The sequence below is a fragment of the uncultured Veillonella sp. genome (genome assembly GCF_934230905.1).
Lineage (GTDB): Bacteria > Bacillota > Negativicutes > Veillonellales > Veillonellaceae > Veillonella.
Window position 1 is genome coordinate 1 of sequence record NZ_CAKQFJ010000007.1, and the last position, 12,130, is coordinate 12,130.

Consider the following 12,130-nt stretch of genomic DNA (forward strand, 5'->3'; position numbering starts at 1 on the left):
ATATCGAAAAGATGCAATTGTTATAATGAACTAGTGGATTGAAAACCCGCATATAGAATAGTTTAGAAAGATAATTGCATCTATTATATATAAAGGATGATTCACATGTACATTTTTGACGGCGCTATGGGCACAATGCTCCAAGCAGCAGGCCTAGAAGAAGGTTATTGCCCAGAATTATTTAACGTAGAACGACCAGAAGTAGTAAAAAACATACATGCACAATACTTACAACATGGTAGCGATATAATTACTACCAATACATTTGGAGCATGTGGTCTTAAATTAGAAGATTATGACTTACAAAATCGTGTAAAAGAAATTAATATTGCCGCAGTAAAGGTTGCAAAAGAAGCAATTGCAGAGTTCAAACCATCCGCTCGTGTAGCCGGTTCTATGGGCCCTACAGGTCGTTTTTTACAACCATTGGGTAATATGAGCTTTGATTCTATTTACGATACCTATAAAGAACAAGCAGAGGCATTGATTGAAGGTGGCGTTGATTTTATCATCATTGAAACTATTATCGACGTACAAGAAATGCGTGCTGCTTTATTAGCATCTCTAGATGCACGCGAAGCAGCAGGAAAAACAAAAGAAGATGTACAAATTATTTGTCAATTTTCTTTCAGTGAAGATGGTCGTACCATTACAGGCACACCACCAGAAGTAGCTACTACAATTGTAGAGGCAATGGGGGCCGATATCATTGGTATTAACTGTTCTCTTGGGCCTGAACAAATCACGCCACTTATTGAAAAAATTGCTAGTATAACAAACTTACCAATTATTTGCCAACCAAATGCAGGTATGCCACAACTTATTAATAAACAAACGGTATTCCCACTTTCAGCCGAAGATATGGGCCCATTAATGATTCCAATCGTTGATGCTGGTGCAAGCTATGTAGGCGGTTGCTGCGGTACAACACCAGCTCACATTCAATCTATCTCTGACGCTGTAAAAGCACATACACCTAAAGAACGTGCTCACGTTGAACCTAAAACAGTGATTACAAGCCGTACAAAATTACTTGAACTAGGTCACAATGTGAAACCGTTAATCATCGGCGAACGTATTAACCCAACGGGCCGTAAAGTACTTGCTCAAGAGCTACGTGATGGCTCTTTCATTCGTGTAAAACGCGATGCGTTAGACCAAGTAGAGGCCGGAGCAGACATTCTCGATGTAAATATGGGTGTGGCAGGTATGGACCAAACACCTTTAATGGAAAAAGCCATTTTTGAATTGTCTATGCTTGTAGAAACACCACTATCCATCGATACATTAGACCCTAAGGCTATGGAAGTAGCCCTTAAAAACTATCCAGGCCGTGCGTTAATCAACTCTGTAAACGGTGAAGAAGAATCCATTACACACGTTATGCCATTAGCTAAACGTTATGGTGCTGCATTGCTTTGCTTGCCAATTTGCAGTGGTGACTTACCTGAAAAGGCCGAAGATCGCGTTGCTTTAGCTGAAAGCATCGTAAATCGTGCATATAGTTATGGTTTACAACCACACGACTTATTACTAGACCCATTAGTGCTAACACTTGCCAGTGGCGAAGATAGTGCACGACAAACCCTTAACACATTGCTTTTATATAAAGAAAAATTTGGCTTTCCAACAGTTATGGGCTTATCCAATATTTCCTTCGGTATGCCTCAACGCCCATATCTAAACGGACAATTCTTAACAATGGCTCTCGCATCTGGCTTAACAACACCAATCATGAATCCACTTAACTATGCTGCTAAAAAAGCATTTGTATCAAGTACTACACTTCTCGGTTGGGACCCAGGTTCCGCAGAATTCATTAAAGAATATGGCTACGAAGATGAAACAACAGCGCCAGGTAACGCAGCACCAAAAGGTCCAGATAAAGCATCCTTCGATAGCAATGACCCATTAGCAAATATTCGTGCTTGTGTAGAACAAGGTGAAAAGGAAGCCATTATAGATCTTGTTAAAAAGGCCTTAGCAGATGGCATCGATCCATTGGATATTACAAAAAAAGGGCTTTCAGAAGCCATGAACGTAGTAGGGGACAAATTTGGTTCTGGTAAATTATTCTTACCACAAGTTATGCTTGCTGCTGAAACAATGCAGGCTGCTTTCAACACTATCAAGGAGATTATTCCTGCTAGCGACAGCTTAGATAAAGGAACCGTCGTTGTAGCCACTGTTAAGGGCGATATCCACGATTTAGGTAAAAATATCGTAGCGGCCTTGCTAGAAAATAATGGTTATAAGATTGTCGACCTCGGTAAAGATGTTGAGCCAGAAGTTATCGTGCAAGCCATTAAGGACAACAAGGCAGCCCTCGTTGGTATCTGTTCCTTGATGACGACCACAATGCCTCAAATCGACAATACTATCGCTGCTATTCGCGCAGCTGGATTAAAGACTAAAGTTATGGTTGGCGGTGCCGTAGTTTCTCAAGACTACGCCGACCAAGCGGGGGCAGATATTTATGCTAAGGATGGCATTGCAGCCGTAAACCAAGCAAACGATTTCTTTGAAACTTTGAAATAATCACTTAGCTAGGTATATAATACAAATAATACATATGGTGAAAGCCTAAAATAATGCTCACATAACGCATATGAGGCTTTCACCATACATAGAATACATACGAGGTATATGATGACATTACGAGAGAAACATCAAAATGGTCAATTCACCGTTACCGTTGAATTAGATCCACCAAAAAGCAGTTCTGCCCAAAAGGTTTTTGAACAAGCATCGCGTCTAAAAGGCAAAGTTGATGCCATAAACATCGCAGATAGCCCTATGTCTAAAATGCGCATGAGTCCAATTTCTTTGTCCTATTTATTACAACATAACGAAGGCATCGAAACAATTTTCCATCTTACATGTCGGGACCGCAATATTATCGGTTTACAATCCGAATTACTCGGTGCTGCAGCACTAGGTGTTAATAATATTTTGACACTAACTGGCGATAAACCAGATCATGGCGATCATCCATTTGCAAAATCCGTATTTGAAGTAGACTGCATGGGCCTACTTAATATCGCTAAAACATTGAACTCAGGAAAAGACCTTGCTGGTAATGACCTTGATGAACCAACAAATTTCTATATCGGCGCTACAGGCAACCCTGGTGCTTCTGATTTAGAAATCGAACGTCAAAAACTAGCTGCTAAAATCAAAAATGGCGCACATTTTGTGCAAACACAACCAATTTACGATTTAGAACAAGCTAAACGTTACATCGATAAAATATCCGAATTCAATATACCTATTATGCTTGGTTTGATTCCTCTTAAAAGCTTTAAAATGGCTACATACCTACATGAAAAAGTACCTGGAATCAACCTTACCCAAGACATTCTAGACCGCGTAGAAAAAGGCGGAAAAGAAGCCGGTACAGAAATCGCCATCGAAACACTGGAACAAATCAAAAAAATTGCTGCTGGCGTACATATCATGCCGCTTAATGATATAGATACAACTTTGCATATTATTGATCACGTGTAATACCTTATAATACAATAGCAAACGGAATACCCACCCAAAACCTCCACCGGCCAGGTCTGACTACGCCCTTCGGGCTTCGCAGGGCCAAAATCAGTTTTGGGTGGGTATTCCGTTTTTCTAATTGTTAAATCCATTACACGTGATAAATAATATACAAATCTAAACAAAACAGGGAACAAATCAAAATTAATTTGTTCCCTGTTTCGTTATACTGAAAAAAATAGACCATTCCAAAAACGATTTCGTGCTCCGCAAAGCGCAGTAGCGTATCGTTTTTTGGGATAGTCTATTTTTTATAACGGTTTATCTTTTATCTCTTTTGGTTTTCTAGGATATTTCCCAGGTGTTGTTCCTTTTTTCTTAATATACACAATAGCTCGTTTATCATCCAATGTTGGTAAAGTCACAGTTTTTACGTTTTCAATAGATGCTTTTAAAATGCTAAGTGCTTTATGGGATTCGCCGACTTCTTCTTCGTAGATGGCGCCTTTTAAGGCGATAACATAGCCGACTTGTTTAACATAAGGCACGGTCCATTCTAATAAGATTGGCAGTCTCGCAACGGCACGGCTTGTAGCGATATCAAAGCTTTCGCGATATTCCTGATGACTCAAATCCTCAGCCCGTCCATGCAATGTCTTGCAGTTCGTCAATTGTAACTCGTCGATAATGGTTTCAAGGAAGATAAGGCGTTTCGTGAGGGAATCAAACAAGGTCACGTGCAAAGACCTATCATAGATAGCCAAAGGGATACCAGGGAATCCAGCACCAGTTCCGACGTCAATAATCGATGACCCAGATTTAATAATCTCTGGATCATAACAGGATAGGGAATCAATCATGTGCTTAACCACGACTTCTTTCATCTCCGTAATACCCGTCAGATTGAGATATTTATTTGTTTCAATCATGCGTGCATAGTACACGTAGAAATCTTTTGCTTGCTGTTCTGTGCATGGCAGTCCAAATACTGCCATTTGTGAAAGCATATATTCGACAAACTCAGATTCACTAGCGATAGGCACATCATATTTTTCTTTCATAGGTGCTCCTAACTATATATGTAATTCAGGATAAAATTCATTTATTCGCGCTGTAAGGCCTGTTTATATGTTTTTATGATAACTTATATATAAAATACCTTAAAAAGAGCATACAAGCGAAGTATAAGAGTCATATTTATATCTATTATACCATATTCTCAATATATTCTCATTTATAATATAAATAAGACTACAAAAGAGGGGAGTACGTTTCGAATACTTCATCCTGTTTTAAGATAAACATAAAGTTTAGATCATCCAAATCAATTCATAATCGTAAATCTATTTTGTTAACCTTTTCCACATTCTTATTCGATTTTATATATCTTATTTCCATCAACTAAAACTTTTCTATTTATTTTAAATTTATTACTATGAATTTTTCTTCATATACAGATTATTTTGTCTATTCTGAATGTACATTGAATGTATTTTCCTAGTGTACATATTTTACCTATAGAATAATATGTATTTTATAAATATTCATATAAATATACAAACATCTACTGATATAACTCTCTGTTACATAAAAAACAAAACTTGCTAATCACCCTATTTATAGATACACTACCATTAATAGGGAAGTAGTACCTATGAAACAGAAATTTATATGGCTATTATTTAAAATAGGACTATCATTATTTAGTCCAGACTATATGAGCCAAGAACGAGAAATAGATGAACATCAAGAACGGGAAGCCTTATAACAAAAAAAGCTAGTTAATCTAACGATTAGCTAGCTTTTTTATTATGTAATTGCTTATCACAATTATTTACTTCGATTGTATTGTTCTAATTGAATCAACAGAACAGACACATCCGCCGGGGATACGCCAGAGATACGGCTGGCTTGACCGATGGAATGAGGGCGGATTTTGTTGAGTTTTTGTTGTGCTTCAAGGGAGATGCCCTTAATGTCTGTATAGTCCCATTCTTTTGGAAGAATTTTTTCTTCTAGTTTACGGACCTTCTCAACTTGTTCCATTTGTTTTTTGATATATCCTTCGTAGGTAATGGCAATATCCATAGCTTCCTCAACGTCAGGTGCAAAGCGTTTTAAACCAAATGAATCGGCTACAGTAGCATAGGAGAGTTCATTACGTTTTACCAAATCATAAGCGTGAATACCAGTCTTAATAGGAGCTGTACCCAAGCTTTCAAGCAAGGCTTGTGTTTCCTTAGATGGATTAACAGGTGTATTTCGTAATAGCTCCATGCCTTCTTCGATGGCCGCTTTTTTAGCCGTAAATTTAGCCCAACGATCATCTTTTACAAGACCGATTTCACGACCTTTTTCAGTAAGACGCATATCTGCATTATCTTGACGAAGTAATAGACGATATTCGCTACGGCTCGTCATCATGCGGTATGGTTCATTTGTCCCTTTTGTTACGAGATCATCGATGAGAACGCCGATGTATGCTTCGGAGCGAGCAAGGATGAAAGGTTCTCTACCTTGAAGCCACAAAGCTGCGTTGATACCCGCCATAAGGCCTTGTGCAGCAGCTTCTTCGTAGCCAGATGTACCGTTTGCTTGACCAGCAGAATAGAGTCCTTCAATATGTTTTACTTGAAGAGCAGGTGTTAATTGTGTTGGATTCAAGCAATCGTATTCAATAGCATAGGCAGGACGCATGATTTCTACATTTTCAAGACCTGGAATGGTACGAAGGAATGCATATTGTACATCCATAGGAAGAGACGTACTCATACCTTGTACATACATTTCATTTGTGCCCGTACCTTCCGGTTCTACGAATAATTGATGACGTTCTTTATCGGCAAAACGTACCACTTTATCTTCAATAGAAGGGCAGTACCGAGGACCAACACCTTCGATTTTACCGCTGTACATAGGAGCACGATGAATGTTGTTTTTAATAATCTCATGCGTTTCCTGATTCGTATACGTTAACCAACACACATCTTCATTACGGTTAATCCATTCATCCATAAAAGAAAATGCATGATGATGCACATCACCTTCTTGAACGGCCATATGTTCAATGTTTAAGGTCCGTTTATCTACGCGAGCTGGCGTACCAGTCTTAAAGCGCATCAACTCAACACCATGATCTAATAGAGATTGGGAAAATTGTTCTGCTACCCGTTGCCCATTGGGGCCACCTACATAGTCGATATCGCCGATAAGGATTTTGCCTTTCAAATAGGTGCCTGTACAAAGAATGACAGCCTTAGCACCATAAAATTCACCAAGCTCCGTAACGATGCCCGTTACCTTGCCATCCTCAACCTTAAGCTCAGTTACCATAATTTGCTTAACATTGAGATGATCCGTATTTTCCAAGGTTTGTTTCATCAAATGTTGGTATTTAATTTTATCCGATTGGCAACGCAAGGAATGAACCGCAGGTCCTTTCCCCATGTTGAGCATACGCATTTGAATAGCCGTAGCATCCGCATTAATACCCATTTGGCCGCCCAATGCGTCGAGCTCATACACGAGATGGCTTTTACCAGGACCACCCACAGCAGGATTACAAGGCATAAGTGCAATATTATCTAAACTGATAGTCGCCATCAACGTACGATGTCCCATGCGAGCACAGGCAAGAGCCGCCTCACACCCAGCATGACCACCACCGATGACGATGACATCATAATTATCTACAGTATACATATCTATTTCCTTATATAAAAATGTATTTGTAATGACAGCTTCCAAAAAACTCCACCGGCCAGGTCTGACTACGGCCTTCGGCCTTCGCAGGGCCAAAGTCGTTTTTTGAAAGCCATCATTACAAATCTGCATTATTTACCTAAACAAAATCTATTAAACAATTCATCAATCATACTTTCACGAATTGTATCGCCCGTAATGTCGCCTAGTAGTTCCCAAGCGCTACGCAAATCGGTAGCGACAAAGTCTACTGGCATGCCCATGTCGATAGAGGAAAGGGCTTGTTCAACTTGAGCCTTTGCTTGTTCCATGAGGCTGATATGGCGCACATTACTGATCATGGCACTATTGTCTTGTTTTACGCGACCGCCATAGACAAGTTCTTGCACCCATTTGGAAAGAACGGCAGAACCTTCACCATCTTTGGCACTAATACGTTCAATAGCTGTAAAGGTTCCATGTTCTTTAATAGCTTCGTCTGTAACGACTTGAGCCACATCAGACTTATTAAGTAGTACAATCGTGTTCAAACCGCTCACAGAAGTCAAAATTTCGATTTCTTCAGGGGTTAAATCAGTGGACCCATCAATAACACAAAGAATAATATCCGCTTTGTTAATATACTCACGAGCACGTTCCACACCAAGGGCTTCCACCGTATCCTGTGTATCACGAATACCTGCCGTATCGATAAGGCGCAATGAAATACCTTCTATGGTCATATATTCTTCAATGCTATCTCTCGTTGTCCCTGGAATATCTGTTACAATAGCACGATTTTCACGCAAGAGAGCATTCATTAGACTAGATTTGCCTGCATTTGGACGGCCTACAATAACCGTCGTAATACCATCTCGGATAAGACGACCCGTATTAGCTGTAGATAATAACTCATCCATAGCTTTCAAAATCGGTACCAGTTGCTCACGAACCTCTTGACTCGTTACGTCCTCGATATCCTCTTCCGGATAATCAATAGTTACCTCTAAATGAGCAATCATAGCAATAAGCTGTTCGCGTACATCTTTTACAAAGGAAGAAACTGTTCCATCTAGCTGAGATACAGCAAGAGAGAGGGAGTCCTCCGTTTTTGCTTCAATAATATCAATGATTGCCTCCGCTTGGGTGAGATCGATACGGCCGTTCATAAAGGCACGCTTCGTAAATTCACCAGCCTCTGCCATGCGTACATCGTGATTGACAAGCAATTTCAAAATTTGTCGAACCGGCACAATACCGCCGTGACACTGAATTTCTACTACATCTTCCGCCGTGTAGGAATGAGGCCCTTTCATTAATAGCACTAGAACCTCATCAATGGTCTTATTCGTTGCTGGATTCACAATAGTCCCATATTGAATCGTTCTATTTGGGCGGTCCATCAAGGGAACGGTACCAGCACTCTTGAACAGGCTATTTACAATAGGAAAACTATTCTTGCCGCTGACCCGAATAATACCAACCCCGCCGATGCCGGGCGGCGTCGCAATGGCCGCTATTGTATCATCTATATACATAAAAATCTCCGTACTTCGAATATCTTTTATATCTTCTTCGCCTGTGAAAGTTAAACTAAACCAATCTTACCCATGCGAAGATTACCTTAAGTTAGCTTTCACCATAACTTATCGTATTACATATAAATAAAATGGTGGTGGCGATGATATTCTAAAACCGACTTTGGCCCTGTGAAGGCCGCAGGCCGTAGTCAGACCCGGCCGGTGGAGGTTATCAGAATACCATCGTCACCAAAAATTTATTTTTTGTAAGAAATCACAATGTGACGGAAAGGTTCATCACCAGCGGACTCTGTAACGATGTTTGTATCATCATGCAACGCCGTATGAATGATTTTGCGTTCAAACGCATTCATAGGTTCTAAAGAAACCTTTTGACGATTGCGTTTTACCTTTGCTGCAAGGCGTTTTGCAAGATTAATTAACGTTTCTTCACGACGAGCGCGGTAATTTTCCACATCCACCACGATGTGACAGTGGCCAGATACCTCTTTATGGGCCACCAAATTTGTTAAATATTGGATAGCATCAAGAGTTTGACCGTGTTTACCAATCAAGATACCAAGGTCTTCACCATGTACTTGGAACGTGATTTTATCATTGGTAAACATCTTTTCAATCATCACGATAAGGCCCATTTGGGCAAACATTTTTTCAAGGAATTCCTTACCTTTTTCAGCGATGACTTGTTGTGTTTCTTTTGAAAGCTCTTGTTTAGCTTTCACAGATACTGTGGAATTATCAACAGCTTCGGCCACGTCACGTTCATCAGTCGCAACAGGTGCATCTGCCACAGCATCAGAAGTTTCAGCGATAACTTCTTTTTCTTCTTCCGTAGCCGCAGCTGCTATAGCTGTGTAAAACAAACGCACAACAGCTGGTTTACGGCCAATACCTAAAAATCCATTAGAAGGTTGTTCAATAACCTTTGTTTCTACCAATTCATGACCATCTACAGCAAGTTCAGCAACCCCTTTAGCAATGGCATCTTCAATCGTTTTAGCAGATACATCGATAAATTCCATAGTGCCTCCTATTTATTAGCTTCTAAGCCTTTGTAAATGAAATGTTGTTGCACCAATTGGAACACGTTAGATACAATCCAGTAAATAACAAGACCAGATGGGAAGTTCAAGGAAATGTAACCAATGAACAATGGCATAAAGATTTGCATAATCTTTTGTTGTTGTGCAGCAGCACCGCCAGCGCCCATACCAGTTTGTCTAGACATAACCCATGTGGACAAAGCACTCAATACTGGTAATACATAGTATGGATCTGATTCGCCAAGGCTAGGAAGCCATAAGAAATGTTCGAATTCAGGATTGTAAGGATACCCTTGCAATGCATAGAAAATCGCAATCAAGAACGGCATTTGCACTAATAGAGGCAAACAACCAGCTAATGGATTTACACCCATTTCTTTATACATAGCACCCATTTCAGCTTGCAATTTTTGAGGGTCACCTTTGTATTTTTCTTGAAGTGCTTTCATACGAGGTTGCAACTCTTGCATGGCCTTCATAGATTTAATTTGTTTTACTGTCAATGGCGATAAAATCGCTTTAATAACGATAGTAATGATGATAATAGCCACCCCATAGCTTGGGAAGCCGACCATTTCAGTCAAGTTGAAAACATATGTCACAAGCGTGCGCATAAATTCAACTAAATAGTTAAAAATTTCCATTGTTTCTCCTTCGAGTGTAGGCCTAAATAGGACACCATTGCGCATCCATATATCGTTATGGTATGGTCTGAATTTCATCCATACAGATGCTTAGGTATTTCCAAAACTGTGCTCACTTAGGCAAATGTTGATAGTGAAAGTCCCAACTAGTGTTAACTTCCATCAATATCCATCTACGGAACGGGATCGTACCCACCCTTATGGAATGGATGACAACGCAAAATGCGTTTTAACCCAAGCCAGCTACCTTTCAAGGGTCCATATTTTTCAATAGCCTGCAAAGTATATGCGGAACAAGTGGGATAATATCGGCAACATCCCGGTTTAAGAGGGGATATGGCAATCTGATAGAAGCGAATAACGAGCCATAAAACAAAGGTTACACCTCGTTTTATATAATTTGATATAGTTATACATGTTTCTTTCATAGAATTCACCCTAATGTAACTTAAAGGCTTAATTTAAATATACGAATATAAACCTTTAAGCCTCATAATACGCGAATAGGACCAAAGCATAGCGCTGTCCATGCTTGTGGTCCTATATAGGATTATACTAAGAGCTTGCTTTTACGCAATAAGTACAGTATTTCCTTTTCCGCTCGTTCATAGGTTGCGTCCTTCAGAGGGCCACGTCCAACGATAACAATATGATACCCTTCACGAATTTGATGCTGATTGAGGCGATATACCTCTTTCATAAGGCGCCGTGCACGATTCCGTTCAACTGCACAACCTACCTTTTTACCCGTCACAAATCCGATACGAGTTTTTTGCTTCGCTACAGGCATACGATATAACACACACATGCGTCCTACCTCGTACTTACCATGCTTATACACAAGGCGATATTCATTATTGTTTATAATACGTCTCGTTTTATTTAAGCGGTAATCCATTGTATCGTCCGAGTCCTATAGAATAGAAAAACTTGGCAAGAGCGCCAAGTTTTCTGAAAGCTCTTGCTGAGCCATTATATTATGCAGATAAGCGTTTTCTGCCTTTAGCACGTCTTCTTTTTAATACGAGACGGCCACCGATAGTTTTCATGCGTTCACGGAAACCATGGGTACGTTTTCTCCAAAGAGTATTTGGTTGATATGTACGTTTCATTAGTAAAACACCTCCTCGTTTTATATTTGTTTTACTTATACCATAACAGGGTAATTATAGTGGGAAAACGCAAATCTGTCAATAAAAAACAGGTGTTTTCTTAGCATTTTTACTATATGCGAAACCGATATCACACTATTTTTGAATATATAATTTGTTTGCTGCCAACATTTTCATAATTTAGTAATGAGGAAAAGGCCATAATTTTTCGCTCCACCGGCCGGGTCTGACTCCGGCCTACGGCCTTCGCAGGGCCAAAGTCGCTGCAAAATTATGGCCCTTTCCTCATTCTACTGTAACTATGAAAACGTCAAACAAATTATATTTCCTTCAAAGATCATCCTATCGGTTTCGCATCAATAAAAACAAATAATAAAATACCTGTTTTTTATTGAAACAGATTGCGCGCACCTTCCCTTAGAGAGAAAGAAGAAGCTCAAAGGAATAAATTATACCAGGCCGTTTTCCTTATTCCCATATGGAATTTATTTATTTTTAAGTTTCTACTATGATGAATCAGTGAAGCTAGGCTATGACTTTTTCGCGACTTTGGCCCTGCGAAGCCCATAGGGCGGAGTCAGACCCGGCCGGTGGAGCTAAAAAGTCATAGCCTAGCCGAT

Annotated in this window: 10 protein-coding genes; 2 read left to right on the forward strand and 8 right to left on the reverse strand. The window is 39.8% G+C overall.

The window, feature by feature from the left end:
- Positions 1-105 precede the first annotated feature (105 nt).
- Positions 106-2,538, forward strand: a complete 2,433-nt coding sequence (locus Q0E20_RS02775) for a homocysteine S-methyltransferase family protein (protein ID WP_295995957.1) — start codon at positions 106-108, stop codon at positions 2,536-2,538.
- A 111-nt stretch (positions 2,539-2,649) separates the two neighbouring features.
- Positions 2,650-3,507, forward strand: coding sequence for a methylenetetrahydrofolate reductase (locus tag Q0E20_RS02780; protein ID WP_366509627.1), 858 nt, complete (start codon positions 2,650-2,652; stop codon positions 3,505-3,507).
- Between the two features lie 293 nt (positions 3,508-3,800).
- On the opposite strand, the gene rsmG is transcribed toward Q0E20_RS02780, so the two are convergent.
- The 8 genes from rsmG to rpmH form a co-directional block, all read right to left on the reverse strand.
- The gene (gene rsmG / locus Q0E20_RS02785; protein ID WP_295995964.1) at positions 3,801-4,550 is read right to left on the reverse strand and encodes a 16S rRNA (guanine(527)-N(7))-methyltransferase RsmG; all 750 of its coding nucleotides are present in this window, start codon (positions 4,548-4,550) and stop codon (positions 3,801-3,803) included.
- Between the two features lie 769 nt (positions 4,551-5,319).
- Positions 5,320-7,191 (reverse strand): tRNA uridine-5-carboxymethylaminomethyl(34) synthesis enzyme MnmG, encoded by a 1,872-nt coding sequence (mnmG, locus tag Q0E20_RS02790; protein WP_295995967.1) that lies wholly within the window; start codon positions 7,189-7,191, stop codon positions 5,320-5,322.
- A gap of 131 nt (positions 7,192-7,322) precedes the next feature.
- Positions 7,323-8,708, reverse strand: coding sequence for a tRNA uridine-5-carboxymethylaminomethyl(34) synthesis GTPase MnmE (gene mnmE, locus Q0E20_RS02795; protein ID WP_295995972.1), 1,386 nt, complete (start codon positions 8,706-8,708; stop codon positions 7,323-7,325).
- A gap of 239 nt (positions 8,709-8,947) precedes the next feature.
- Positions 8,948-9,733 carry an RNA-binding cell elongation regulator Jag/EloR gene (gene jag, locus Q0E20_RS02800; protein ID WP_295995975.1) on the reverse strand — a complete coding sequence of 262 codons (786 nt, stop codon included), beginning with the start codon at positions 9,731-9,733 and terminating at the stop codon, positions 8,948-8,950.
- Positions 9,734-9,741: 8 nt separating this feature from the next.
- Positions 9,742-10,398 carry a YidC/Oxa1 family membrane protein insertase gene (locus Q0E20_RS02805; protein ID WP_295995979.1) on the reverse strand — a complete coding sequence of 219 codons (657 nt, stop codon included), beginning with the start codon at positions 10,396-10,398 and terminating at the stop codon, positions 9,742-9,744.
- Positions 10,399-10,571: 173 nt separating this feature from the next.
- Positions 10,572-10,826, reverse strand: coding sequence for a membrane protein insertion efficiency factor YidD (yidD, locus tag Q0E20_RS02810; RefSeq protein ID WP_105083795.1), 255 nt, complete (start codon positions 10,824-10,826; stop codon positions 10,572-10,574).
- 122 nt (positions 10,827-10,948) lie between these two features.
- Positions 10,949-11,296, reverse strand: coding sequence for a ribonuclease P protein component (gene rnpA, locus Q0E20_RS02815; protein WP_295995983.1), 348 nt, complete (start codon positions 11,294-11,296; stop codon positions 10,949-10,951).
- Positions 11,297-11,375: 79 nt separating this feature from the next.
- Entirely contained in the window at positions 11,376-11,510 is a 135-nt protein-coding gene (gene rpmH / locus Q0E20_RS02820) for a 50S ribosomal protein L34 (protein WP_004692946.1), read from the reverse strand.
- Between the last annotated feature and the right edge of the window lie 620 nt (positions 11,511-12,130).